A 23,257-nucleotide genomic window follows, 5' to 3' on the forward strand; every position below is an offset into this window, starting at 1 on the left:
GGTCGACGCCGGAGAGTCAGGGGAGTTGCAGGATCCGAGCCGCGAACCGATCGATCGTCGCGGCGAAAGCGGATTCCTCGGGGCGATTGAGGTGGCCGTGGGTGGTGCCCGGCTCGACGACGACTTCGACCTCGACGCCGGCAGCGGCGAGGGAGCGGGCGAACGCCTCGCCGGATACTCGGAGCTCGTCGGTCTCGTCGTTGACCATGATGGTGGGCGGGAAGGAGGAGAGTGCTGCGGGCTCTGCGGTGCCGGGGACGGCATAGACGTCCGCCGTGTCGGGGTCGCTCCCGAGGTAGTTCTCGTACATGCCGCGCACGAAATCGGGGGTGAACACGTCCGCGGAGGGATCTCCGTCGAGCAGGGCACGCAGCTCCGGGTCGGGAGCGGCCTGCACCGCTTGCAGGGTCGGGTACGCGAGGACGGCGAGTGCGGGCACGGCGCCGCCCTCGTGCGCGAGGCGGAGCGCCGCGCCGGTGGCGAGATTGCCGCCTGCGCTGGCTCCGCCGATCGCCCAACCTCGCGACGCGACGTCCGACATGGCGGCCCAGCGGAACGCGGAGACCATCTCCTCGTGCGCGACGGGGTAGTGCACGCCGCCGCGCCTCTCCGCGCCGAGGCGTGCGCTCCACTCGGCTGTCATCGGGGCGAGGGCGTAGTCCACGCTCATGACCGCGATTCCGCGATCTGCGAACGCCCGTGCGACGGCGTCGGCCTCCGGCATGTCGATGTCCCCGCCCGCGAATCCGCCGCCGTGAGCCCACACCAAGCCGTGGCCGCTCGGCGACTCCGGGGAGTAGACGCGCACGCGCAGCGGCCCGTGCGGCCCGTCGAAGACGTGATCGTGGATGTCGTGCGCGCTCATACGCTCAGGCTCCCCAGCCCGCCTGCACGCCACCCACGCGCTCCTCCGCGATCCGCTGCCCGTACCCGGAGGCCGCGTACGCCGCCATCGGGTCCACAGGCAGCCCGCGCTCCTCTCGCCACGCGGCCAGGGCCGGGCGGACGTCGGTGGAGAAGGCGTCCATGAAGACGGCGTTCGCCGCGAGCACGTCGCCGCTGCGCTGGGCGGTCGCCAGCGCTTCGCGGTCGACGAGCAGGGCGCGCGCGGTCATCTCCTGCACATTCAGGACGGAGCGGATCTGCCCGGGGATCTTGTCCTCGATGTTGTGGCACTGGTCCAGCATGAAGGCCACGTCGGGGTTGTTCAGCCCGCCGCCCCGGATCACCTCGAACAGGATCCGGAACAGCTGGAACGGGTCGGCGGCACCCACGATGAGGTCGTCGTCCGCATAGAAGCGGGAGTTGAAGTCGAACGAGCCGAGCTTGCCGAGGCGCAGCAGCTGCATCACGATGAACTCGATGTTGGTGCCCGGCGCATGGTGACCGGTGTCGAGGCAGACCATCGCCTTGTCGCCGAGGGCGGTCACCTGCACGTAGGACGTCCCCCAGTCCGGGACGTCGGTGTGGTAGAACGCCGGCTCGAAGAACTTGTACTCGAGCACGAGGCGCTGGTGGTCGCCGAGACGCGCGTAGATCTGCTGCAACGAGTCGTGCAGGCGATCCTGGCGTCCACGCAGGTCGGCCTGACCCGGGTAGTTCGACCCCTCGGCCAGCCAGATCTTCAGGTCGCGGCTGCCGGTGGCGTCCATGACGTCGATGCAGGCCAGGTGGTGGTCGATGGCCTTGCGGCGCACGGCCGCATCCTCGTGGGTGAGGGCGCCGAACTTGTAGTCGTCGTCTTGGAAGGTGTTGGAGTTCACGGTGCCGAGGGCGACGCCGTGGTCCTCGGCATGACGGCGCAGATCGTCGAACGAGTCGACCAGATCCCACGGGATGTGCAGCGCCACGGTCGGGGCGAGCCCCGTGTGGGCGTGGACCTGCGCGGCGTCGGCGATCTTCTCGTACGGGTCGCGGGGCGTGCCGGGAGTGCTGAACACCTTGAACCGGGTCCCGGAGTTGCCGAACGCCCAGCTGGGCAGCTCGATGCTCTGCTTCTCGAGCGCGGCGAGGATGTCGGGGGTGAGGATGCTCACGATGCACGGCCTTCGTTGTCGGTGGCGGGTGTGGCGCTCTCGCCGGCGGCGGCGAGCTGGTCTTCGAGGTGGAACACCTCGGTGAGAGGGGTTGCGGCCTGATCGGGACGGCCGTCGAGGTCGAGGAAGAAGGGGGCCATCTCGGCCTCCCAGCGTGCGGCGACGGGGGAGGCGGCGAGGTACGCCTGCGCGGCCGCGTCGTCATCGGTCTCGTAGTAGCCGAAGAGCACGCCACCGCTTCCGAGGAAGAGGCTGTAGTCGCGTCGTCCGGCGGCCGCGATCTCGCGGAGCATCTCCGGGCGCACCGGTGTGTGACGGGCGAGGTACTCGGGCAGCAGCTCGGGCTTCACCTGGAGCTGGAAGGCGACGCGGGTCATGCGATTCCTCTCGGGGTCCGGCCGGCGCCCGCAGGGAGCGCCGGCCGGAGGGCGACTCAGAAGTCGAAGTCGCCGATGTTGTCGGCGTCGAACACGAACGGGTCGCCCAGCAGGACGACGCCGTCGGCGCCGACGGTGTACTCGCCGAGGTCGCCGGCCTCGAAGGTGTCGCCCTCTTCGCCGGTGATGTCGCCGGCGATCAGGGCCTGGGCGGCGTAAGCGGCCAGGTAGCCGAGGTCGGCCGGGTTCCATAGCGCGAAGGCGGTGACGGTGCCGTCCTCCACGTACTCGCGCATCTGGTTGGGGGTGCCGAGTCCGGTCAGCGCGACCTGGCCCTTGAAGTCGGACGTCGACAGGTAGCGCGCCGCGGCGGCGATGCCGACCGTGGTGGGCGAGACGATGCCCTTGAGGTCCGGATGGGTCTGCAGCAGCGCGGCCGTCTTGTCGAACGACGTCTGGTCGTCGTCGTCGCCGTAGACCGTCTCGACGATCGTGATGTCGGGGTACTCGCTGGCGACGTACTCCTCCATCAGCTCGATCCAGGCGTTCTGGTTCGTGGCGTTGGCCGACGCGGAGAGGATGGCGATCTCCCCGGCGCCGCCGATCTGCTCGGCGATGAGGTCGATCTGCACCTTCGCGATGCCCTCGGAGTCGGCCTGGTTGATGAACAGGTCGCGGCAGTCGGTGTTGGTGTCGGAGTCGAAGGTGACGACCTTGACGCCGGCGTCCCTGGCCTCGTTCAGCGCGTCGCAGATGGCCTGCGGGTCGTTGGCCGAGACGACGAGGGCGCCGACACCCTGCTGCGTGGCCGTGTTGATGTAGCTGACCTGGGCGTCGGGCGTGGCCTCGGCAGGGCCGACCTCGGAGAACGTGCCGCCGAACTCCTCGACGGCTTTCTTGCCGCCCTCGCTGGACGTGTCGAAGTACGGGTTGCCGAGGTTCTTGGGCAAGAAGGTGATCGAGGCGTCCGCCCCGTCGCCGCCGCCGTCTCCTCCGCCGTCGGTGGAGCCGGCGCAGCCGGTCAGTGCGACCGCCGCCGCCACCGCGAGGGCGGCGAAGGCGGTGACACGCTTGCGTGCAAACGTCATTGTTCGTTCCTTTCGTCGGGAGATGCCGCGGGCGCGGCGTCCATCGGTGCCTTCGTCGCTGTGGCGGCACCGGCGGGGGGTCTGCCCGGTCGGCGGCGTGCCTTCTGCAGCCAGGCCAGGAAGCTTGCGGCCACCACCGAGATCACGAGGAGCGTGCCGGTGATGATGTTGATGACGTCGGAGGTGACGTTCACCAGGCGGAGTGCACTCGCGAGCGCCCCGATGAGGAAGGCGGCGGCGATGACGCCGTAGATCTTGCCGCGACCGCCGAACACCGACACCCCGCCGAGCACGACGGCCGCGATGACCTGGAGCTCGAGGCCGGTGGCGTTGTCGCCGCGGGCGCTGCCGTAGCGGAGCGTATAGAAGATGCCGGCGAACGCGGCGACCGCTCCGGACAGCACGAACAGGATGAGCTTCGTGCGCTCGACGTGCACACCGGAGAAGTGCGCCGCGTCCTTCGACAGACCGATCGCGTACACCCCGCGGCCGAACGGCGTGAAGTGCAGCAGGATCGCGAAGACCGCGACGAGCAGGAGGAACGGGATCGTGATGACGGGGATCGGGGTGCCTGCGATCTTCGCCTTGGCGAGAGCCGTCCAGAACTCCGGGAAGTCGGTGACGGCGGCCGTGCCCAGCAGCCCGACGGCGAGGCCGCGGAAGAGGGCGAGCGTGCCGATCGTGACGGCGAGCGAGGGTAGTCCGACGACGGTCACGAGGAAGCCGTTGAACGCTCCGCCGACCACGCCCACGACGAGCGCGGCGAGCGCGGCGAGCTCGAACGGGAGCCCGGCCTGCACCAGCGCGCCGGTGACGACGCTGGACAGCCCGACCATGCTGCCCACCGAGAGGTCGATCTCGCCGGTGATCATGATGAGGGTCATCGGCAGGGCGATCAGGAGGATCGGCGCGATGTCGAGCAGCAGGTAGGTCAGCGTGATGGGCTGTCCGAACCCGCGGATGCTGGAGGCCGAGACGACCGCGACGAGCAGGAGCAGGCCGACGATCGCGGCCTCGCGCGTGAGCAGGAGCCGGCGCCACAGGGGCTTGTCGTAGTCGCGGATGACGCGGGTGGTCGCGGTGGCGGTCGCGGTGGTCATGATTCGTCCCTCGCCTCGATGAGCCGCCGTCTCTGCCGCACCGCGAGCACGCGGTCGAGCACGATGGCGCCGATGATGAGCAGGCCGACGACGGCACGCTGCCAGAAGTCGGGGATGCCGAGGATCGGCAGTGCGCGGTTGATGGTCAGCAGCAGCACGGCGCCGATCGCGGCGCCCCACACCGAGCCGATGCCGCCGGTGATCGCGACGCCGCCGATGACGGCCGCGCCCACCGCGTCCAGCTCCCATCCCGCTCCCGCCTGGGAGTTGATGGTGCCGTACCGGGCCGCGTAGAAGACGCCGGCGAGTCCGGCGAGAGCTCCCGACAGGACGAACGCGGTGAGCACGCGGCGGGTGACGCGCAGGCCGTAGAGCTCGGCCGCCGCGGGGTCGGAGCCGATCGCGTAGAACTCCCGGCCGCCGCGGGTGTTCTTCATGTACCATGCGGCGACGGCGAGTACGAGGACCGCGACGATCGCGAGGATCGGGATGCCGAGGAGCTGCCCTGTGCCGAGGGCGAGGAAGTCGCGCGGCATGTCGGAGGCGTTCACGCGGTCGCTGCCGGTCCACAGCACGTTGATGCCGCGGTAGGCGTAGAGGGTGCCGAGGGTGATCACCATCGCCGGCACCTTGGCGTACGCGACGAGCGCGCCGTTGACGAGGCCGAGGAGGGCGCCGAGCACCACGGCGGCGACCACGACCAGGACGATCGGGAGGCCGGGGATGTCGATGAAGAGCCGACCGGTCAGGTACGCGGTCAGACCCATCACGGAACCCACGGACAGGTCGACGTTGCGCGTGATGAGGACGATGGCCTGTCCCACCGCGACGAGCACGAGGATCGACGGCGTCAGCAGCAGGTCGCGCCAGCCGTCGGCGCTGAACAGGAACTTCGGGTTGTTGAGGGTCGCGGCGGTGACCACGAGCACGAGGGCGAGGAGGATGCCGAACTCTCGGGCCCTGCCGAGACCGGAGATGCGCTTGGTGAGCGCGGAGACGGGGATGGCGGTGGTCACGAGCTGAGCTCCGATGCGTGCGTCGCGGCGAACATGACGTTCTCGGAGGTGGCCTCCGAGCGGGGGATCTCGGCCGTGATGCGACCTTCGCGCATCACGAGCACCCGGTCGGCCATGCCGAGTACCTCGGGCAGCTCGGACGAGATCATGAGGATGCCCATGCCCTGACCGGCGAGCTGGGACAGCAGGCGGTGCACCTCGGACTTGGTGCCGACGTCGATGCCGCGGGTGGGCTCGTCGATGAGCAGCACCTGCGGCTGCGTGGCGAGCCACTTCGCGAGGACGACCTTCTGCTGGTTGCCGCCGGAGAGCGTCGCGGCGACGGTGTCCAGGGCGTGCGTCTTCACCTCGAGCCGCGAGGCCCACTCCCGAGCGGCGCGGTTCTCCATCGCGGTGGTGAGCAGGCCGAGGCGGGCGAGACGCCGGCGGATCGCGAGGGTGATGTTCCCGCCGACGCCGGCTTCGATGACGAGGCCCTGCTTCCGGCGGTCCTCGGGGACGAGGGCGAGACCGGCGCGCATCGCGTCCACCGGACGGCGGGCGCGGATGCGGCGGCCCTTCATGCGCACGCTGCCCTCGCGGTACCCGTCCACGCCGAAGACCGCGCGGGCGACCTCGCTGCGCCCGGCGCCGACGAGGCCGGCGAGCCCGACGATCTCGCCCGCACGGACGGAGAACGAGATGTCGTGGAAGAGGCCGGGGCTCGTGAGGCCCTCGACCTCGAGCAGCGGCTCGCCGATCGTCGCCTCCTGCTTCGGGAACAGCTCGGACACCTCCCGGCCGACCATCTGGTGCACGAGTTCGTCGACCGTGGTGTCGGCGATGGCGGAGGTCGCGATGTACGCGCCGTCCCGCATGACCGTCACGGTGTCGCAGAGCGCGAACACCTCGTCGAACCGGTGTGAGATGAAGATGAGGCCGCGTCCCTCATCGCGCAGGCTCCGGGCGATCGCGAACAGCCGCTCCACCTCCACGCCGGAGAGCGCCGCGGTGGGCTCGTCCATGATGAGCAGCGTGGCGTCGAGGGAGACCGCCTTGGCGATCTCGATGACCTGCTGATCGGCGATCGACAGGCCCTCGGCGGGGCGGTCGGGGTCGATGGTGACGCCGAGGCGGGTGAAGAGGCGCTCGACCTCGTGGCGCATGGCCTTGCGGTCGATCCGCCCGAACCGCCCGGTCGGCTGGCGCCCCATGAAGATGTTCTCGGTGACGGAGAGATCGGGGAAGAGCGTCGGCTCCTGGTAGATGACCGCGACGCCGGCGGCCTTCGACTGCGCGGTCGAGGTGAAGTCGACCTCCTCGCCGCGGAGGCGGAAGACCCCGCCGTCGCGCTGATAGAGGCCGGCGACGATCTTCACGAGCGTGGACTTGCCGGCCCCGTTCTCGCCGACGAGCGCGTGGATGGAGCCGGGGTGGACGGCGATGGTGCCGGAGCGCAGGGCGATCACCGACCCGAACGCCTTCTGGACGTCGGCGAGCTCGAGCACGGGCGCCGTCGTGGGTGAGGACATCATTTCTCTCTCCATTGAGGGAATGAATCGTTTCAAACCCTGATGCAGATGAGACTAGGGGCTGTGTTGACGCGTGTCAATACGACATGAGAGTCTGAGGCGATCCCCGCGGATGAGTCGTTTCAGCGGCGGGAACCGGAGGGAGGGCGCGATGGCCGTCAGCGTGCGGGAGGTCGCCGAGGACGCGGGTGTCTCCGTCGGGACCGTATCGAACGTGCTCAACCGGCCGGAGAAGGTTGCCGCGGAGACCGTCGCGCGTGTGCAGGCATCCATCGACCGCCTCGGGTTCGTGCGCAACGATGCGGCGCGGCAGCTCCGGGCGGGGCGCAGCCGGACGATCGGCCTCGTCGTGCTCGACATCCGCAACCCGTTCTTCGCCGAGGTCATCCGCGGAGCCGAGGAGCGCGCCGACCAGCACGGACTCTCCGTTCTCGTCGCCAACAGCGACGAGAAGCAGGAGCGGGAGGCGATGCATCTCGATCTCTTCGAGGAGCAGCGGGTGACCGGCGTGCTCGTCACTCCCGTGGCGGAGTCCCTGCCGCGGTTGGTGCGGATGCACGAGCGCGGGACGCACGCGGTGCTCGTCGACCGGGAATCGCAGGATGAGCGGTTCGCCTCGGTCGCCGTCGACGACGTCGAGGGCGGACGCATCGCGACCGAGCACTTGCTGGCGGTCGGCCGTCGCCGGATCGCCTTCGTCGGCGGCCCGGTCGCGCTGCGCCAGGTCTCCGACCGCCTGAGCGGCGCGCAGGCCGCGGCAGCCGCGGCGGGGATCGGGCTGGAGTTCATCCCGACCTCCGCGCTCACCGTCGAGGAGGGGCGCCGGGCCGGCGCCCAGATCCTCGACCGTGCCCCGGGGGATCGGCCGGACGCGGTCTTCGCGGCGAACGACCTCCTGGCCCTGGGCCTCCTGCAGAGCCTGGTGATGACCGGCGACGCCCGGGTCCCCGAGGACATCGCACTCGTGGGCTACGACGACATCGACTTCGCCGCGGCCGCCGTGATCCCGCTCAGCTCGGTGCGGCAGCCGGCCGCCCTCATCGGCTCGACCGCCGTCGACCTGCTGCTGCGGGGACAGGACGAGGTGGCACCGGCGCCGGAGCACGTGCTGTTCCGGCCGGAGCTCGTCGCCCGCCGCTCGACGACCGGGGAGTGACCGCGATCAGGCCGGCGTCGGGGTGATGCGTTGCGCGCTCGCACCCCGCATGATGCGGGCGACGGCGGTGATGAGGAAGAGCTGCCCGGTGATCCCCTCGGCGACGGCCACCGCCTGCACGCCCGGTCCGACGGGGACGAGGTTCCCGTAGCCCGTCGTGGTCAGTGCCGTGAACGAGAAGAAGAGCTGATTGCCGAGCGAGTCGTTCGCCGCATCCCCGAACAGCGGGGTCGGCAGTAGCAGCGACAGCAGGTTGTAGACGAAGGCGAAGAACATGCCGACGAGGATGTACGCGGTCACCGCGGCCAGGAGCGCCTCGACGTCGAGGCCTCGGCGGGTGACCTGGTGCGCGATGATGGCCCACGGCGCGACCAGCAGCGCGATCATGGAGGCGGCGGAGAGGGCGACGGCGAGGGCGGGGCTGTCCGTGGCGAAGAACGCCGCGAGAAGGGCGGCCAGGCCCGCGGCCGAGAGCACGACCCACGACACCCGCTGCACGAGGGCGTGCGCCCTGGTCACGCGGAACACGATCGCGACCGTGACCAGCATCGCGAGGAACGCCCAGGGGCTGGGGACCGTGCCGGGCTGGGCCGCACACAGCCCGTACGAAACGATGAGGAGGGCGAGCACCGCGGCATAGCCCAGGGCGCCGCGCCTCGGGTCGGCCGGGGCGGCGAACCCCGCGCGGACGTGCGCTCCCGATGACTCGGACATGGCGACTCCTCTCGCGTCCGCGGGGCCGGACCCTCGCAACGTGCGGCCAGTATCGCAGGGCGACCGGGCCGCTCCGGGGAGCATCCGACACCGGCGGTTCGTGACCACGCGTCGGACCCGTTATGATGGTGGGGTGCATCCGTGCTCTCGAGCCGGATGCCTGGAGACGTCGCATAGTCCGGCCTAGTGCACCACCCTGCTAAGGTGGAGTCCCCTTACGGGGACCAGGGGTTCAAATCCCCTCGTCTCCGCACAGAGAAGCCCCGACGAGTCCGCTCGCCGGGGCTTTCGTGTTCTCGCGTGCGGGCGGGCCCTCCTCACGCCTTCGCCCCCGGCGCCCAGGTCGGGTCGGGGGAGAGCGCGGCTGAGATCTTCCGGCTGGCTGCGCCGAGCTGCCGGGCCTGCGCCGGGGTCAGGGTGTCGAAGACGACGCGGCGGATGAGGGCCTGGTGCGCGGGGGTCGACTCCTCGACCTTCCGGTGGCCCGCGTCGGTGAGGATGCCGAGGGTGAAGCGCCCGTCCTCCGCATCGACCTCGCGCCGGATCCAGCCTTTCGCCTCCAGGCGGGTGACCGCACGGGAGAGCCGGGACAGTGTGCTGTTCGCGTAGCCGGCGAGGACACTGAGGCGGAGCGTGCGCTCCGGTGCAGCGTCGAGGGCGTACAGGATGCCGTGCTCGAAGTGGGTCAGTCCGCTGTCGTGCTGCAGCTGCGCGTCGAGGGCCGCGGGGAGCCGTTCGAGGAGCGTCGCGAGCGCCGACCAGACGTCCATCTCGTCGGCGTTCAAGGGGGCGCGGGAGGATGGCGACATTCCTCCACCGTAGCGGTCGATCCGTGCTCTTTGCTTGCTTGGGAAAGTAAGTGGAGACTAGGATGACTTGCTCAGGCAAGTGAAGCGGGTGGTCCGCGGAAGTGAGAGGGAGACGGATGGAACTGGGGCTGCGCGGCAAGAGGGCGTTCATCAGCGGATCGAGCCAGGGGATCGGATACGCGGTCGCGTCCACTCTCGCCGCCGAGGGGGTCGATGTCGTGATCAACGGTCGTGACGAGGGACGGGTCGACGCGGCGGTGCGCGTGCTGGCCCTCGCGCACCCGGAGGTGACCGTGTCCGGGATCGCCGCGGACTTCACCGACCCGTCGCAGGTAGCGCGGCTGACGGAGCAGCTCGGCGACGTCGACGTCCTCGTCAACAACGTCGGTCTTTTCGGACTCGCCGACTTCGCCGACATCACCGACGAGGACTGGGCGCGCTACTTCGAGGTGAACGTGATGAGCGGAGTGCGTCTCTCCCGCTCTCTCCTGCCGGGGATGCGGGAACGGGGCTGGGGGCGCATCGTCTTCGTCAGCAGCGAGTCCGGCGTCAACGTCCCGGCCGACATGGTGCACTACGGCGTGACGAAGGCGGCGATGATCGCCCTGGGCAACGGGTTGGCCAAGCTCACCCGCGGCACCGGCGTGACGGTCAACACCGTCCTGGGTGGCCCGACCTACTCGGAGAGCGTCGCGGCGAGCGTCGCCGCCGTCGCAGCAGCCCAGTCCGTCTCCGTGGACCTGATGAAAAAGTCGATCATCGGACAGAACACGACCACACTCCTGGAGCGCTTCCTCGATCCGACCGAGGTCGCCGACCTCGTCGTCTACCTCTCCAGCGTCCGGGCCTCCGCGACGAACGGCGCCGCGCTGCGGGCGGATGGGGGCGTGCTGACGGCGATGCTCTGACCCGAGCGCGTCACTCGCCGGGGCCCATGGCTTCCGGTATCCTCGCGGGCATGCCTAGACCCACCCAGACGCCGCAGCGCGAGGCCTTCGGCTCGCGGAACGTGTTCATCCTCTCGGCGATCGGCTCGGCCGTGGGTCTCGGGAACATCTGGCGCTTCCCCTACGTCGCCTACGAGGGCGGCGGCGGTGCGTTCCTCATTCCGTACCTGTGCGCGCTGCTGACCGCCGGTATCCCGCTGCTGTTCCTCGACTACGCGATCGGCCACCGGTTCCGGGGCTCCGCGCCCCTCGCGTTCCGGCGTCTGCACCGGGCCGCCGAACCGCTCGGCTGGTGGCAGGTGCTGATCTGCGTCGTCATCGCGGTGTACTACGCGGTGATCGTCGCGTGGGCGGGCATGTACACCTGGTTCTCCGCGCAGTTGACCTGGGGCGCGGGCAACGAGAACGACTTCTTCTTCGTCGACTTCCTGCAGTCCGCCGACGTCGCGGAGGTCGGCCTGTCCGGCGAGTTCGTGCCGCAGGTGGGCCTACCGCTGATCGCGGTGTGGCTGATCGTCATCATCATCATGGCGCTCGGCGTCAAGCGCGGCATCGGTCGCGCCAACATGATCCTGATGCCGCTGCTCACCCTCATGTTCGCGGTGCTCGTCGTGCAGGCCCTCTTCCTCCCTGGCGCCTTGGACGGCCTCAACGCGTTCTTCACGCCGAACTGGGAAGCGCTCGCCGACCCGGCCGTGTGGGCCTCCGCCTACGGGCACATCTTCTTCTCGCTGTCCGTCGCGTTCGGGATCATGGTGACGTACGCGTCCTACCTCAAGCGCAAGACCGACCTCACCGGGTCCGGTCTCGTGGTCGCGTTCGCCAACTCCGGCTTCGAGATCCTCGCCGGCATCGGCGTGTTCGCCGCCCTCGGGTTCATGGCTCAGGCGCAGAGCACGGATGTCTCCGGTGTCGCCACCTCGGGTATCGGTCTCGCGTTCGTCGCGTTCCCCACGATCGTGTCGCAGGCGACCGGCGGCTCGATCATCGGCGTGCTGTTCTTCGGCGCCCTCGTCTTCGCCGGGATCACCTCGATGATCTCGATTTTGGAGGTGATCGTCGCGGCGCTGCAGGACAAGCTCGGCTGGGCGCGGGTGCGCACCACCCTCGTCGTCTCGATCCCGCTGGCCATCATCTCCGCCGCCCTGTTCTCCACCACCACCGCGCTGTCGGTCCTCGACACGACCGACGCCTTCGTCAACGCCTTCGGCATCATGGCGGTCGCTCTCGTCGCAGTGATCGTCGTGGCCTGGGTGCTGCACAAGCTGCCGCAGCTGCAGGACCACCTGAACCGCCGTTCGAGCTTCCGCGTCGGCCTGCTCTGGCGCCTGCTCGTGGGTGTCCTCGCACCGCTCGTGCTCGGGTACCTGCTGATCACGGAACTCCTGACGAAGATCGCCGAGCCGTACAGCGGCTACCCCGGCTGGTTCCTCGGCCTGTTCGGCTGGGGCATGGTCATCGCGCTGGTCATCGGGGGAGTGTTGCTGTCGCTGGTGCCGTGGAGCAGGCGCTCCCGTGCCAAGGACGACGTCGGGTACGACGACTTCCTGGACCAGGAGGAGTACGCCGCCGACCCCGAGACGACGAGCATCGCCGTCCCGGCGGCGCAGAAGAAGGGAGCGGGCGCATGACCACCACCGCGATCGTCATGATGATCATCGCCATGGTCACGGTGTGGGGCGGTCTCATCGCCGCCGTGGTGAACCTCGCCCGTCACCCCGAGATGGAGGACACGGAGCCCGCAGTCCCGACCGAGCTCTGAGCACCGACCCGATCGCATCGGGTCGGAACGGTCGGGTGCGCGGATGGACAGCGGCCAGACGATGAGGGGGAAAGGAGGGCCCCCGTGATCGGCACGCTCAACGCCCTGGTCGACCTCGTCGAGGCGGACCACGGCCAGGAGATCGACGTCGCTGCGTTCGCCCGTGCGCATGGCACCACCGAGTACCACCTGCGCCGGATGTTCTCGGCGCTCGCCGGGATGCCGTTGACCGAGTACGTGCGGCGTCGTCGGATGACGCTCGCCGGCGCGGAGCTCGCGGCCGGCGCGCCGAGTCTGCTCGATGTCGCCGTTCGGCACGGCTACGGCTCGACCGAGGCGTTCGCCCGGGCGTTCCGCGCCGTGCACGGCATCGGGCCGGCGGACGCGCGTCGGCACGGGGGTCCTCTCCGCACACAACCCACGCTCCGGTTCCGCCTGAGCGTCGAAGGGAGCACCCCGATGGATGTCACCATCACCCACCGTCCCGCATTCGTCCTCGCCGGGCATGCCGCGGAGGTCCCGCTGATCCACGTCGGCGTCAATCCGCACATCCAGGCGCACATCGCCGCGATACCGCCCGAGGAGCACGCCCGCCTCAAGGCGCTCGGGAACGAGGAGCCCGCGGGCATCCTCGCCGTGACCGCCGACATCGACCCGGACGCCCCGGAGGGGACGCCGTTGACCTACCTGCACGGGGTGGCCGTGCGCGAAGACACCGCAGTCCCCGACGACCTCGACGCTCTGCGCGTGGCGGAGGGTGCCTGGGCCGTGTTCGGCGCGAGCGGCCCGTTCCCGGAGACCCTGCAGAACCTGTGGGCGGCGACGGCGACCGAGTGGTTCCCGTCGAACCCGTGGCGGCTGCGACCCGGGCCCTCGATCGTCCGCTATCGCGAGTTCACCGGCGAAACGGCCTCCTGCGAGCTCTGGCTCCCCGTCGAGCAGAGCTGACTGTGCATCGGGTCGGGCCCGAGCGGCTCGACCCGATGTCGGTGCCCGGTGGCACACTGACCGCACGACGTACTGAGAGGCGGGCCATGGCGGCGATCGATCCCAAGAAGACTCTCGACGCGTATCAGGCGAAGCGGGGCGCCTTCCGTGTCCTCGAGGTGCCGCCGCTGACCTATCTGATGATCGACGGCGCCGGAGATCCGAACACCGCTCCGGCCTTCTTCGATGCGGTCGCGGCGCTCTACCCGCTGGCGTACACCCTCAAGTTCGCCAGTCGCGCCGAGCTCGGCATCGATCAGGTCGTGATGCCCCTGGAAGGCCTGTGGCATGCGCCCGACATGGCGTCGTTCACCACCCGGCGCGACAAGTCGACCTGGCTCTGGACGCTCATGATCATGGTGGGCGATCACGTCACTCCCGCCCTGTTCGACCGCGCGGTCGAGACGGTCGCGGCGAAGAGCGCGAAGAAGGGGGAAGAGCTCCCGGCGCTGGCCGCCGTCCGGCCGGAGGTGCTCGACGAGGGTCTGTGCGTGCAGACGCTGCACGTCGGGCCGTTCGACGACGAGGGCCCGGTGCTCGAGGAGCTGCACGAGCGCTTCGTCCCGGAGAACGGATTGCGGCTGCGCGGGCGGCACCACGAGATCTACCTCAGCGACCGTCGTCGCGCAGCCCCGGAGAAGCTGCGCACCATCCTGCGGCAGCCGGTGGAACGGATCACCTGAGCGCTTTCGCACCGGGCGTCCGGAAAGCAACCCCCTGATTCCGGCGGTCCGCGGCGGATACTCTTCGAGGATGAGCACCGTCAAGCATGCGGCACGCGTGGCGAAGGACTCCACCGCGTTCCGGCGGACCGCCCGCGCAGGATTCGTGGTCCTCGGCATCATCCACATCATCATCGGCGCGATCGCCATCACGATCGCGGCCGGCGGGTCGGGGGACGCCGACCAGGACGGCGCGATGGAGCAGGTGCGCAACAACCCGATCGGCGGACTGCTGCTCCTCGCGATCGCAGTCGGCCTTCTTGCGCTCGCCGTGTGGCAGGTGGCGAGCGGGTTCCTCGCCGCCGACCCCGCGGAGACGAAGAAGTGGGGCAAGCGCCTCAAGCTCTTCGGCATCTCCGGGACGTACCTCGTGATCGCCGGCCTCGCGCTCATCTACGCCGTGGGGGGCCGCGCGGAGTCCTCCGACGCCTCGAAGACCCTGAGCCAGGTGGTCCTGTCCGCGCCCGGCGGCGTGGCGCTGCTCGTGGTGATCGGTCTCAGCGTCATCGGCGTCGGCATCGGCTTCATCATCGGCGGGATCATGCGCTCCTTCCGCAAGCTCATCGACGTGCCGACCGGAGCCGCCCGCGCCGGCGTGATGGCGCTCGGCATCGTGGGCTACATCGGCAAGGGCATCGCGGTGGGGGTCACCGGGGTGCTGTTCGTGGTGGCGGCCGTGACGCAGGACCCGGAACGCGCCGCTGGTCTCGACGCCGCTCTGCACAGCCTCCTCAGTCTGCCGTTCGGCCGGCTCATCCTCGGTGCTGTCGGCGTCGGCTTCGCGCTGTACGGGGCCTTCTGCATCGCTCGCGCCCGCCTCGCCCGCATGTCGTAGCGCCTCCGCCGGGCACGACTTCGGAGATCGTTGCCGACACGCCGCTCGACGGTCCGGCAGCCCGACGTGTCTCGCCCCATCTCCGAAGCTGTGCCCGTCCGGAGCCGGGCCCCGGTCAGCCGGAAGATGGGAGACTGGAACGATGAGCGCTTCTCCCGGAGTCGACGTGATCGCCCCGCTGACCGAGACCGAGGTGGAGCGGATCCGCGAGGACTTCCCGATCCTGCACACCCGCGTCCACGGCCACCCGCTGGCGTACCTCGATTCGGGGGCGACGTCGCAGCGTCCGGAGTCCGTGCTCGACGCCGAACGCCGCTTCGCCACCACCATGAACGCGGCCGTCCACCGCGGCGCCCACACGCTGGCCGCCGAGGCGACCGAGCTCTTCGAAGACGCCCGCAGCACCCTCGCCCGGTTCGTCGGCGCCGATGACGACGAGATCGTCTGGACCTCGAACGCCACCGAAGCGGTCAACCTCGTCGCCTACTCCCTCTCCAACGCCTCCCTCGGTCGGGGTGGTGCTGCGGCCGAGCCTCTCCGGCTCCGCGAAGGGGACGAGATCGTCACTACCGAGATGGAGCACCACGCCAACCTCATCCCCTGGCAGGAGCTCGCCGCGCGCACCGGGGCAACGCTCCGGGTCATCCCGCTCGACGACGACGGGGCCCTCCGTCTGGATGCGGCCGCGGAGATCATCTCGGAGCGCACGAAGCTCGTGGCCTTCACCCACGTGTCGAACGTGCTGGGCGTGATCAATCCGGTCGAGACCCTCGTCGCGCTGGCCAGGGAGGTCGGCGCCCTCACCCTGCTCGACGCCTGCCAGTCGGCTCCGCACCTCCCGCTGGACCTGCACGCGCTCGGCGTCGACTTCGCGGTCCTCTCCGGCCACAAGATGCTCGGCCCCACCGGCATCGGCGCGCTCTACGGTCGTCGCGAGGTCCTCACCGCGATGCCACCGTTCCTCACGGGCGGCTCCATGATCACGACGGTGACCACGACCGCGGCCGAGTACCTGCCGCCGCCGCAGCGCTTCGAAGCGGGCACGCAGCGGGTGTCCCAGGCGATCGCGCTCGCCGCCGCGGTCGACTACCTCTCCGCGGTCGGGATGGATCGCATCGCCGCGCACGAGGCCGCGTTCGGGCAGCGTCTCGTCGAAGGGCTCGGCGCGATCGACGGCGTGCGCGTCCTGGGCGCGGGCATCGAGCTGCCGCGGGTCGGTCTCGCGAGCTTCGACGTGGCCGGCATCCATTCGCACGACGTCGGGCAGTTCCTCGACGACCAGGGCATCGCGGTGCGCGTCGGTCACCACTGCGCCCAGCCGTTGCACCGTCGGCTCGGCGTGACCTCATCGACGAGGGCGAGCACCTATCTGTACACCACCGCGTCCGAGGTGGACGCTGTCATCGAGGCGGTCGCCGGGGCGATCGCGTTCTTCGGGAGGGGCGCATGAGCGACCTGCAGAGCCTGTACCAGGAGCTGATCCTCGACCACTCGCGCACGCCGCACGGCTTCGGCCTCCGCGAGGAGATCCCCGCGCAATCGCATCAGCTCAACCCGACCTGCGGCGACGAGATCACGCTGCAGGTGCATCGAGGCGCCGACGGCGGCGTGGAGGCGATCGCGTGGGAGGGACACGGGTGCGCCATCTCCCAGGCCTCCGCGTCCCTGCTCGCCGAGCTCGCCGAGGGCCTCACCGTGGACGAGCTCGAGGTGCGCATCGCTGCCTTCCGGGAGGCGATGCGCTCCCGCGGCACGATCGAGCCGGACGAGGAACTGCTCGGCGATGCCGCGGCGCTCGGGGGAGTCTCGCGGTACGTGGCGCGCGTGAAGTGCGCCATGCTCGCCTGGGTGGCGGCGGAGGACGCGCTCACGCGCCTCTGACCGCGTTCGCCTCCCTCCTCGCCGGGAATAGCATCCGGCGGCAGGCGTTGGCCCGAGCATGACAACTCTCGGAATCATCGGAGCAGGCAACATCGGCAGCCAGGTCGCCCGTGTGGCGGTGGCCAACGGCTATGACGTCGTGATCGCGAACTCGAGAGGGCCGGAGACCCTGGCCGATCTCGTCGCAGAGCTCGGGCCGCGCGCGAAGGCGGCGACGGCGGAGGAGGCGGCCGCCGCGGCGGACGTGGCCGTGGTGACGGTGCCGCTGCACGCGATCGATCAGCTACCCGCCGCGCAGCTCGCCGGGAAGATCGTGCTCGACACGAACAACTACTACTTCGAGCGCGACGGGCACATCGAGGCCCTCGACAAGGGCGAGACCACCACGTCCGAGCTCGTGCAGGCGCAGCTCCCGGACTCGAAGATCGCCAAGGCGTTCAACCACATCTACGCCGCGGAGATCACCACCGACGGGACCCCGGCCGGTACGCCGAACCGTCGCGCGCTGGCCACGGCCGGGGACGACGCGGAGGCCGTGGCCTTCGTCACCCGCTTCTACGACGAGGCCGGTTTCGACACGGTCAACGTCGGCCCGCTCAGCGAGTCGTGGCGGGTCGAGCGCGACCGCCCGGCATACGTCATCCGGCAGAACGCGGAAGAGCTGACGGCCAACGTCGCGCGGGCGAACCGTCTGCCCTGACCCTGGCGCGCGCCCCGGTCTGGGATACCAAACTTGGCCAATCCCGGGCCGGGGTGCGACAATGCCCGGATGGCGGGGGCTGTGGGGGTAGGCGGGGAACTCGAGTCGGTCAGGGTCACGAGGATCCTCCGAGACGACATCGTGCTGGGGCGGCGCGCGCCCGGTTCCCGGCTGGTGGAGCGGGATATCGCCGCCGAGCTGAATGTGTCCCGACTCCCGGTGCGGGAAGCCATCCGCACGCTGGTCGCGGAGGGCGTGGTCGTCGCACGGCCCCGGACCTGGGCCGTGGTGCGCGAGTTCACCCATGACGACATCCGCAACTTCGCGGAGGTGCGCGAGGCGATCGAGACCCTCATCTTCGTGTTCGCGGCCGAGCGTCACGATGCGCAAGGGCTCGCCCGGCTGAGCGAGGTGTACGAGCGCGAAGTCGCCGCGGCCCGGGCCGGCGACGCGGAGACCGCCCGGACGGCGGCCGCGGCGTTCCATGAGGTCGCCGTCGACCTGGCGGGGAACGAGATGCTCGGCGAGCTCATCGCCGTGTTCCTGACGCGCTTGCGCTGGCTGTTCGGACAGCACGACGATCTGGAGGCGATGGCGGAGGAGCACCGCGTCATCCTCGAGGCCGTCCGTGCGCGCGATGTCGAGGCGCTGCGGCGGATCGTCCCCGCGCACCTGGCGAGCGGGCACTCCGCGGCCGAACGGCGGCTGGCGCAGACGGCGACCACCTGAGGCATCCGTCGGGAGAACGACCCCCGGACGCGCCGCGAGCGGTTGTATCCTTGTCCGGTCGGAGTCGGTCCGGTCTGTTCGCGCTGTCCTGGGGAGCGAGATGCGAAGTCTTGCTGTCGTCGTCGGGGGGATCCTCCTGCTCGGAGGTGCTGCACTCCTGGTGGTGGCCGATCAGGAGCGCGCCGCCGGTGTCGCCGCCGTGAAGGCGGAGATCGCGCGGATCGAGCAGGTGCTCGCGGAGTCGCAGGCCGAGAACCTCGAACTGGCGGAGCGTCTCACCGCCCTGAGGTCGCGCATCGCGGAGCAGGACGCCGAGCTGAACGACACGACGGGCTTCCTCCCGTGAGGCGCCGGGTGCTCGCGGTGACGGTGTCGGCGGCCGTGCTCGTCGCGGCGGCCGCCGTCGCGCGCTCCGACGCGCTGGACCAGGAGCGCGCCGAGGCGGTGGCCGAGCTCTCCGTACTGGCCGACCGGTCATACGACGCCGCACAGCGCACCGACCACCTGTCCGGCGCCGTGGCCCGGGCCGAGCAGGACGCTGAGGATCGGGCCTCCGTCCTGGCGGTGCGGCCGGCATTCCTGGAGGAGCTCTCGACGCTGGCCGCCGTCCTCCAGGGCGCGGACGGCAAGGTCGACACGGCGGCGCATCTCGCGTCCGCCCGGTCCGCGCAGGAGACCGTGCGCGCCGAGCGCCATGACCCGGACACCGTGGTCGCGGCGACCGCGACGGTGGAGGCGCTCACGCAGAAGGTCGGCACCGAGGTCGCCGGGTGGCAGGCGTCGCAGAGTGCCGGTCCCGGCGGGCCCGCATGGACGTCGAGCGGGCCGGACGGCTACGCGCGGGTGCGGGCCGCCCTCGACAGGGTCGGCGGCGGGGGCGTCGGCTTGTACGAGTCGTCGTCCTGTGCGGGCGGCACAGCCCCGGCCTGCGCCAACAGCAACGGGTACATCAAGTACCGCGCCGACATCACCGGCTGGAGTGACGGACGCCTGAACTGGGCGATGGCGCATGAGCTGGCTCACATCTACCAGTTCCGGGTCTGGGGCACCCTCACCTCCTCGGGCGCGTACGGGGCGATGTTCGGCGGCGATCCGGAGTTCCTCGCCAACTGCATGGCTGTCGTCCGCGGCTTCCCCGGGGCGGTGGGTTGCTCCGGGGAGCAGCAGGCCTGGGCCTCCGGAATCTGGGTCGGCGTCGTCGGCTGAGCCTCGGCCCGATGCCGCCTGCCGATGTCGGACGTCTGCGGCAAGCTGATCCGGAGCGATTCCGGCCGAGACTGCGCGGCATCCATACCGGTACGCTCGAGAGAAGGAGGTGCCGGTGGGACGGACTGCGGATGCCATCGCCGAAGGCGTCGCGATCGCGACGGCCGCTGCGCGCCTCGCCGTGAAGAATCACATCCTCATCGGCACCATCGCCGAGGACGGCATCTTCGACCTCGACAAGTACGTCGAGGATGCGAGGGCTGCTCTCGAGGCGATGGCCGAGGAGTCGGAGGAGGCCGCCGCCACGGTCACGGCCTTGCGCAAGCGCGCCCGCGGTCGACATTCCGACCCGGTCGGCACGCACGACTACCGCGACCGCGATGTGCGCAATCTCCGGCGGCGGGCGAAGCAGTCGCTCGGCGTCGCGCAGCGTCTGCGCGAGATGATGGACGACCGGCCGCAACTCGAGAGCATCGTCGAGGAGGCGCGCGCGGCGGCCTGGGCCGACGTGCGGCACAACCTCGACCGCCGGCTGCGCGTCGAGGGCATGCGACCGGACCAGGATCCTGACTACGCGCGCATGCGCGAGGCGCGGATGCAGGCACTGCGACTGGTCGATCTCCAGGCCCTCTCCTCGGAGCAGCGCGCCAAGGAGAAGCGGCGGAAGAAGCAGGAGAAGGCGGCCGCGAAGGCGGACTGAGGCCTCGTTTCGCTTTCCGGTCTCGTCTGTTGTAGGCTGGTCGTCGGCCCGCTGAGCGGTAAAGCACCGCGGGTCCTGCGCCTCTAGCTCAATGGATAGAGCATCTGACTACGGATCAGAAGGTTGGGGGTTCGAGTCCCTCGAGGCGCACACTGTGTTGAGACAGTACGGAACCCCCGTCGCGGAAGCGGCGGGGGTTTTCGCTGTTCCGGGGTGAGCGCTCCGGTCAGAGCAGGCTGGTGATCGCCGGGTCGCGCTCGGCGAGGTCGGCCGCCGTGGCCATGATGGCGGTGCGCATCGCGGCCACCGCGACCGCGGGGGTGACGTCGGAGCGGTGGGCGAGGCTGATCGTCCGGGACATCGCCGGGTGGGCGAGGCGCGCCGACCGCAGGGCGGGGCGTTCGTACAGCACCATCGCCGGGACCACCGCGACCCCGACGCCTCGTTCCACGAAGCGGAGCACGGCGTCCATCTCCGCACCCTCCAGCGCGAGGGTCGGGGTGAGGTCGGCGGCGCGGAAGGCGGCGTCCATCGCGGCGCGCAGCTCGTAGCTCTCATCGAACTGGATGAGCGGGAGGGTCGCGAGGTGCGCGAGGCTCACGGATGGGCCGTGGGTGACCGGAGGTGCGGCCGCCGACGAGATCACCACGAGCTCCTCCGCGAGCAGCGGGATGTGCGTGAGACTGACTCCTGCGGGCACGGGCCCCTCGGACTGGGCGACGAGGGCGATGTCGACGGCACCGACGGCGAGCTGCTCGACGAGCAGCCGGGAGCCTCCTTCGGTGAGGTGCAGGTCGATGCCGGGGTGGGCGGCATGGAACGAGCTGAGGGCTTCCGCGACGAGGCTGATGCAGAGGGTGGGTGGGGCGCCGAGGCGCACGCGGCCGCGACGGAGTCCGGCGAGCTCGGCCACCTCGTCGCGGATGGCGTCGGCTTCGGCGAGCATGCGCTGCGCGCGGGGGAGGACCGTCTCACCGGCGGCGGTCAGGGCGATGTGGCCGCGGGCGCGATGGAACAGCTCGGCGCCCAGCTCCCGCTCGAGGGTCGAGATCTGACGGCTCAGCGAGGGCTGCGCGAGGTGGAGGTGCTCGGACGCGCGGGTGAAATGGCCGAGGCGGGCGACTTCGACGAACCCGCGGAGCTGCTCGAGGTTCATATCCATAGCGTACCCGCATGGTTTCCAGACGAACTATGCATTGGAGTTATTAGGATCGCCTAACTAGCGTCGAGAGCATGAATGCACCCGAACGACAGATCTCCACCACGGTCCTCGTGATCGGCACCGGAGGCTCCGGGCTCCGCGCCGCGATCGAGGTCGCCGAGCACGGCGTCGACGTGCTCGCCGTCGGCAAGCGCCCGCGGCAGGACGCCCACACGTCGCTCGCGGCCGGCGGCATCAACGCGGCGCTCGGCACGATGGACGCCGAGGACAGCTGGCAGCAGCACGCCGCGGACACCATCAAGGAGAGCTACCTCCTCGCCAACCCCCACACGGTCCAGATCGTCACCCAGGGCGCCGAGCGCGGCATCCGCGACCTCGAGCGCTGGGGCATGGACTTCGCCCGTGAAGGCGACGGCCGCATCTCGCAGCGCTTCTTCGGCGCGCACACCTACCGCCGCACCGCCTTCGCCGGCGACTACACGGGCCTCGAGATCCAACGGACGCTGGTCGCCCGCGCCGAGCAGCTCGACGTGCCCATCCTCGACAACGTCTACATCACCCGCCTCCTCGTGCGCGACAACGTCGTCTTCGGCGCCTACGGCTTCGATCAGGCCGACGGCACGCGCTACCTCATCCATGCGGACGCCGTGATCCTCGCCGCCGGCGGACACAACCGCATCTGGCGCCGCACGTCGTCGCGCCGCGACGAGAACACCGGAGACTCCTTCCGGCTCGCCGTCGAGGCGGGGGCGCGACTTCGCGACCCCGAGCTGGTGCAGTTCCATCCGTCCGGCATCATCGAGCCCGAGAACGCCGCCGGCACGCTCATCTCCGAGGCCGCGCGCGGGGAGGGCGGCATCCTCCGCAACGCACTCGGCGAGCGGTTCATGGCGAAGTACGACCCCGAGCGGATGGAGCTGTCGACGCGGGACCGGGTCGCGCTCGCCGCCTACACCGAGATCCAGGAAGGACGCGGCACCGCGAACGGCGGCGTCTGGCTCGACGTGTCGCACCTGCCCCGCGAGACCATCATGACCCGGCTTCCGCGCGTCTATCAGACGATGATGGAGCTGCAGATGCTCGACATCACGGCGGACCCGATCGAGATCGCGCCGACCGCGCACTACTCGATGGGCGGTGTGTGGGTGCGGCCGGACGACCACCAGACCGACGTCGAGGGGCTGTACGCGATCGGGGAGGCGTCGAGCGGACTCCACGGCGCGAACCGTCTCGGCGGGAACTCCCTCATCGAGCTGCTCGTCTACGGCCGGATCGTCGGTCAGGCCGCCATGGCCCACGCCGCGGGGCTCGACGCCCAGCGCCGGTCGGCCGATGCGGTCGCCGCCGCTCGTGCCGAGATCGACGACCTCCTGGCCGCGGAGGGGCGCGAGAACGTGCGGGCGCTGCAGCGCGCCATCCGCAACCTCATGACGGAGTATGCGGGCGTCGTGCGGTCGGAGGAAGGGTTGAAGGCGGGCCTCGCCGACCTCGACATGATCGAGGGGCGGATGGAGGACATCGGCATCCACCCGGACATCGCCGGATTCCAGGACCTCGCGCACGCCTTCGATCTCAAGGCCTCCGCGCTCGCGGCCCGGGCCACGCTGGAGGCGGCGCGGGAGCGTCGGGAGACGCGGGGATGCCACAACCGCAGCGACTTCCCGGACACCGATCCCACGCTGCAGGTGAACCTCGTGTGGTCGCCGACCGCCGGCGTGACCCGCGAGGAGATCCCCGCCGTCCCCGACGAGATCGCCGAGCTCCTGCGCGACGTCGACACGACGGGCAAGCTCGTCGAGTAGTCCTCCGAGACCCCGCT

General features: G+C 70.4%; 25 protein-coding genes and 2 tRNA genes. 17 read left to right on the forward strand and 10 right to left on the reverse strand.

Going from position 1 to position 23,257, the window contains the following annotated elements:
- Positions 1-16: 16 nt before the first annotated feature.
- The 7 genes from BLU02_RS12805 to BLU02_RS12835 are packed head-to-tail and all read right to left on the reverse strand — an operon-like array spanning position 17 to position 7,131.
- A complete protein-coding gene (locus tag BLU02_RS12805) occupies positions 17-865 on the reverse strand; it encodes an alpha/beta hydrolase fold domain-containing protein (RefSeq protein WP_060921419.1) in 849 nt (282 codons plus the stop codon).
- Between the two features lie 4 nt (positions 866-869).
- Positions 870-2,036: an L-rhamnose isomerase gene (gene rhaI / locus BLU02_RS12810; protein ID WP_060921420.1), complete on the reverse strand. Its 1,167-nt coding sequence runs from the start codon at positions 2,034-2,036 to the stop codon at positions 870-872.
- Positions 2,033-2,413 carry an L-rhamnose mutarotase gene (locus BLU02_RS12815; protein ID WP_060921421.1) on the reverse strand — a complete coding sequence of 127 codons (381 nt, stop codon included), beginning with the start codon at positions 2,411-2,413 and terminating at the stop codon, positions 2,033-2,035. The genes rhaI and BLU02_RS12815 overlap by 4 nt, the downstream gene beginning before the upstream one ends.
- A 56-nt stretch (positions 2,414-2,469) precedes the next feature.
- The gene (gene rhaS, locus BLU02_RS12820; RefSeq protein ID WP_025104566.1) at positions 2,470-3,501 is read right to left on the reverse strand and encodes a rhamnose ABC transporter substrate-binding protein; all 1,032 of its coding nucleotides are present in this window, start codon (positions 3,499-3,501) and stop codon (positions 2,470-2,472) included.
- Positions 3,498-4,601 carry an ABC transporter permease gene (locus BLU02_RS12825; RefSeq protein ID WP_060921422.1) on the reverse strand — a complete coding sequence of 368 codons (1,104 nt, stop codon included), beginning with the start codon at positions 4,599-4,601 and terminating at the stop codon, positions 3,498-3,500. Before BLU02_RS12825 ends, rhaS begins: the two co-directional genes overlap by 4 nt.
- Entirely contained in the window at positions 4,598-5,617 is a 1,020-nt protein-coding gene (locus BLU02_RS12830) for an ABC transporter permease (protein ID WP_060921423.1), read from the reverse strand. The genes BLU02_RS12825 and BLU02_RS12830 overlap by 4 nt, the downstream gene beginning before the upstream one ends.
- On the reverse strand, positions 5,614-7,131 hold the full coding sequence (locus tag BLU02_RS12835; protein WP_060921424.1) for a sugar ABC transporter ATP-binding protein: 1,518 nt from the start codon (positions 7,129-7,131) through the stop codon (positions 5,614-5,616). The genes BLU02_RS12830 and BLU02_RS12835 overlap by 4 nt, the downstream gene beginning before the upstream one ends.
- A gap of 148 nt (positions 7,132-7,279) precedes the next feature.
- Here BLU02_RS12835 and BLU02_RS12840 point away from each other — a divergent pair, with 148 nt between their 5' ends.
- Complete coding sequence (locus BLU02_RS12840) at positions 7,280-8,284, forward strand: LacI family DNA-binding transcriptional regulator (RefSeq protein WP_025104562.1); 1,005 nt, start codon at positions 7,280-7,282, stop codon at positions 8,282-8,284.
- A gap of 6 nt (positions 8,285-8,290) precedes the next feature.
- On the opposite strand, the gene BLU02_RS12845 is transcribed toward BLU02_RS12840, so the two are convergent.
- A complete protein-coding gene (locus tag BLU02_RS12845) occupies positions 8,291-8,998 on the reverse strand; it encodes a potassium channel family protein (RefSeq protein ID WP_082749959.1) in 708 nt (235 codons plus the stop codon).
- Between the two features lie 162 nt (positions 8,999-9,160).
- Between BLU02_RS12845 and BLU02_RS12850 the strand changes: the two genes are divergently transcribed.
- A tRNA-Ser gene (locus BLU02_RS12850) sits at positions 9,161-9,249 on the forward strand.
- 66 nt (positions 9,250-9,315) lie between these two features.
- Here the strand turns inward: BLU02_RS12850 and BLU02_RS12855 are convergent.
- Positions 9,316-9,807: a MarR family winged helix-turn-helix transcriptional regulator gene (locus BLU02_RS12855; protein WP_060921425.1), complete on the reverse strand. Its 492-nt coding sequence runs from the start codon at positions 9,805-9,807 to the stop codon at positions 9,316-9,318.
- A gap of 116 nt (positions 9,808-9,923) precedes the next feature.
- Here BLU02_RS12855 and BLU02_RS12860 point away from each other — a divergent pair, with 116 nt between their 5' ends.
- The 14 genes from BLU02_RS12860 (at position 9,924) to BLU02_RS12925 (ending at position 20,426) form a co-directional block, all read left to right on the forward strand.
- Positions 9,924-10,715: an SDR family NAD(P)-dependent oxidoreductase gene (locus BLU02_RS12860; RefSeq protein ID WP_060921426.1), complete on the forward strand. Its 792-nt coding sequence runs from the start codon at positions 9,924-9,926 to the stop codon at positions 10,713-10,715.
- Between the two features lie 50 nt (positions 10,716-10,765).
- Positions 10,766-12,385: a sodium-dependent transporter gene (locus BLU02_RS12865; protein WP_082749962.1), complete on the forward strand. Its 1,620-nt coding sequence runs from the start codon at positions 10,766-10,768 to the stop codon at positions 12,383-12,385.
- Positions 12,382-12,516, forward strand: coding sequence for a methionine/alanine import family NSS transporter small subunit (locus BLU02_RS12870; protein WP_082749960.1), 135 nt, complete (start codon positions 12,382-12,384; stop codon positions 12,514-12,516). The genes BLU02_RS12865 and BLU02_RS12870 overlap by 4 nt, the downstream gene beginning before the upstream one ends.
- An 84-nt stretch (positions 12,517-12,600) precedes the next feature.
- The gene (locus tag BLU02_RS12875; protein ID WP_060921428.1) at positions 12,601-13,464 is read left to right on the forward strand and encodes an AraC family transcriptional regulator; all 864 of its coding nucleotides are present in this window, start codon (positions 12,601-12,603) and stop codon (positions 13,462-13,464) included.
- Between the two features lie 86 nt (positions 13,465-13,550).
- A complete protein-coding gene (locus BLU02_RS12880) occupies positions 13,551-14,186 on the forward strand; it encodes a GyrI-like domain-containing protein (RefSeq protein WP_060921429.1) in 636 nt (211 codons plus the stop codon).
- Between the two features lie 70 nt (positions 14,187-14,256).
- On the forward strand, positions 14,257-15,060 hold the full coding sequence (locus BLU02_RS12885; RefSeq protein ID WP_060921430.1) for a DUF1206 domain-containing protein: 804 nt from the start codon (positions 14,257-14,259) through the stop codon (positions 15,058-15,060).
- A gap of 142 nt (positions 15,061-15,202) precedes the next feature.
- Positions 15,203-16,510 (forward strand): cysteine desulfurase, encoded by a 1,308-nt coding sequence (locus tag BLU02_RS12890; protein WP_060921431.1) that lies wholly within the window; start codon positions 15,203-15,205, stop codon positions 16,508-16,510.
- Positions 16,507-16,941, forward strand: coding sequence for a Fe-S cluster assembly sulfur transfer protein SufU (gene sufU / locus BLU02_RS12895; protein WP_060921432.1), 435 nt, complete (start codon positions 16,507-16,509; stop codon positions 16,939-16,941). Before BLU02_RS12890 ends, sufU begins: the two co-directional genes overlap by 4 nt.
- A gap of 58 nt (positions 16,942-16,999) precedes the next feature.
- Positions 17,000-17,641 carry an NADPH-dependent F420 reductase gene (locus BLU02_RS12900; protein ID WP_060921433.1) on the forward strand — a complete coding sequence of 214 codons (642 nt, stop codon included), beginning with the start codon at positions 17,000-17,002 and terminating at the stop codon, positions 17,639-17,641.
- Positions 17,642-17,710: 69 nt separating this feature from the next.
- Entirely contained in the window at positions 17,711-18,370 is a 660-nt protein-coding gene (locus BLU02_RS12905; RefSeq protein WP_060921434.1) for a GntR family transcriptional regulator, read from the forward strand.
- A 100-nt stretch (positions 18,371-18,470) separates the two neighbouring features.
- Positions 18,471-18,716 carry a hypothetical protein gene (locus BLU02_RS12910; RefSeq protein ID WP_025104550.1) on the forward strand — a complete coding sequence of 82 codons (246 nt, stop codon included), beginning with the start codon at positions 18,471-18,473 and terminating at the stop codon, positions 18,714-18,716.
- A gap of 8 nt (positions 18,717-18,724) precedes the next feature.
- Positions 18,725-19,576 (forward strand): hypothetical protein, encoded by an 852-nt coding sequence (locus tag BLU02_RS12915; RefSeq protein WP_231919575.1) that lies wholly within the window; start codon positions 18,725-18,727, stop codon positions 19,574-19,576.
- Between the two features lie 115 nt (positions 19,577-19,691).
- A complete protein-coding gene (locus tag BLU02_RS12920; RefSeq protein WP_082749961.1) occupies positions 19,692-20,276 on the forward strand; it encodes an asparagine synthase in 585 nt (194 codons plus the stop codon).
- Positions 20,277-20,353: 77 nt separating this feature from the next.
- A tRNA-Arg gene (locus tag BLU02_RS12925) sits at positions 20,354-20,426 on the forward strand.
- Between the two features lie 76 nt (positions 20,427-20,502).
- On the opposite strand, the gene BLU02_RS12930 is transcribed toward BLU02_RS12925, so the two are convergent.
- Complete coding sequence (locus BLU02_RS12930; protein ID WP_167627855.1) at positions 20,503-21,438, reverse strand: LysR family transcriptional regulator; 936 nt, start codon at positions 21,436-21,438, stop codon at positions 20,503-20,505.
- A 71-nt stretch (positions 21,439-21,509) separates the two neighbouring features.
- Between BLU02_RS12930 and BLU02_RS12935 the strand changes: the two genes are divergently transcribed.
- Positions 21,510-23,240, forward strand: a complete 1,731-nt coding sequence (locus BLU02_RS12935; RefSeq protein ID WP_060921438.1) for an L-aspartate oxidase — start codon at positions 21,510-21,512, stop codon at positions 23,238-23,240.
- The last annotated feature ends 17 nt before the right edge of the window (positions 23,241-23,257 follow it).

Source organism: Microbacterium paraoxydans (assembly GCF_900105335.1).
Taxonomy (GTDB): domain Bacteria; phylum Actinomycetota; class Actinomycetes; order Actinomycetales; family Microbacteriaceae; genus Microbacterium; species Microbacterium paraoxydans.

What these genes read in the sequence shown, in the direction of transcription:
- BLU02_RS12885 (WP_060921430.1), top strand. Translation starts at nt 14,257, where the DNA reads ATGAGCACCGTCAAGCATGCGGCACGCGTGGCGAAGGACTCCACCGCG.
- BLU02_RS12860 (WP_060921426.1), top strand. Translation starts at nt 9,924, where the DNA reads ATGGAACTGGGGCTGCGCGGCAAGAGGGCGTTCATCAGCGGATCGAGC.
- BLU02_RS12880 (WP_060921429.1), top strand. Translation starts at nt 13,551, where the DNA reads ATGGCGGCGATCGATCCCAAGAAGACTCTCGACGCGTATCAGGCGAAG.
- BLU02_RS12815 (WP_060921421.1), bottom strand. Translation starts at nt 2,413, where the DNA reads ATGACCCGCGTCGCCTTCCAGCTCCAGGTGAAGCCCGAGCTGCTGCCC.
- BLU02_RS12905 (WP_060921434.1), top strand. Translation starts at nt 17,711, where the DNA reads ATGGCGGGGGCTGTGGGGGTAGGCGGGGAACTCGAGTCGGTCAGGGTC.
- BLU02_RS12825 (WP_060921422.1), bottom strand. Translation starts at nt 4,601, where the DNA reads ATGACCACCGCGACCGCCACCGCGACCACCCGCGTCATCCGCGACTAC.
- rhaS (WP_025104566.1), bottom strand. Translation starts at nt 3,501, where the DNA reads ATGACGTTTGCACGCAAGCGTGTCACCGCCTTCGCCGCCCTCGCGGTG.
- BLU02_RS12805 (WP_060921419.1), bottom strand. Translation starts at nt 865, where the DNA reads ATGAGCGCGCACGACATCCACGATCACGTCTTCGACGGGCCGCACGGG.
- BLU02_RS12835 (WP_060921424.1), bottom strand. Translation starts at nt 7,131, where the DNA reads ATGATGTCCTCACCCACGACGGCGCCCGTGCTCGAGCTCGCCGACGTC.
- BLU02_RS12935 (WP_060921438.1), top strand. Translation starts at nt 21,510, where the DNA reads ATGAATGCACCCGAACGACAGATCTCCACCACGGTCCTCGTGATCGGC.
- BLU02_RS12855 (WP_060921425.1), bottom strand. Translation starts at nt 9,807, where the DNA reads ATGTCGCCATCCTCCCGCGCCCCCTTGAACGCCGACGAGATGGACGTC.
- BLU02_RS12910 (WP_025104550.1), top strand. Translation starts at nt 18,471, where the DNA reads ATGCGAAGTCTTGCTGTCGTCGTCGGGGGGATCCTCCTGCTCGGAGGT.
- BLU02_RS12840 (WP_025104562.1), top strand. Translation starts at nt 7,280, where the DNA reads ATGGCCGTCAGCGTGCGGGAGGTCGCCGAGGACGCGGGTGTCTCCGTC.
- BLU02_RS12870 (WP_082749960.1), top strand. Translation starts at nt 12,382, where the DNA reads ATGACCACCACCGCGATCGTCATGATGATCATCGCCATGGTCACGGTG.
- BLU02_RS12930 (WP_167627855.1), bottom strand. Translation starts at nt 21,438, where the DNA reads ATGGATATGAACCTCGAGCAGCTCCGCGGGTTCGTCGAAGTCGCCCGC.
- BLU02_RS12865 (WP_082749962.1), top strand. Translation starts at nt 10,766, where the DNA reads ATGCCTAGACCCACCCAGACGCCGCAGCGCGAGGCCTTCGGCTCGCGG.
- BLU02_RS12900 (WP_060921433.1), top strand. Translation starts at nt 17,000, where the DNA reads ATGACAACTCTCGGAATCATCGGAGCAGGCAACATCGGCAGCCAGGTC.
- sufU (WP_060921432.1), top strand. Translation starts at nt 16,507, where the DNA reads ATGAGCGACCTGCAGAGCCTGTACCAGGAGCTGATCCTCGACCACTCG.
- BLU02_RS12845 (WP_082749959.1), bottom strand. Translation starts at nt 8,998, where the DNA reads ATGTCCGAGTCATCGGGAGCGCACGTCCGCGCGGGGTTCGCCGCCCCG.
- BLU02_RS12890 (WP_060921431.1), top strand. Translation starts at nt 15,203, where the DNA reads ATGAGCGCTTCTCCCGGAGTCGACGTGATCGCCCCGCTGACCGAGACC.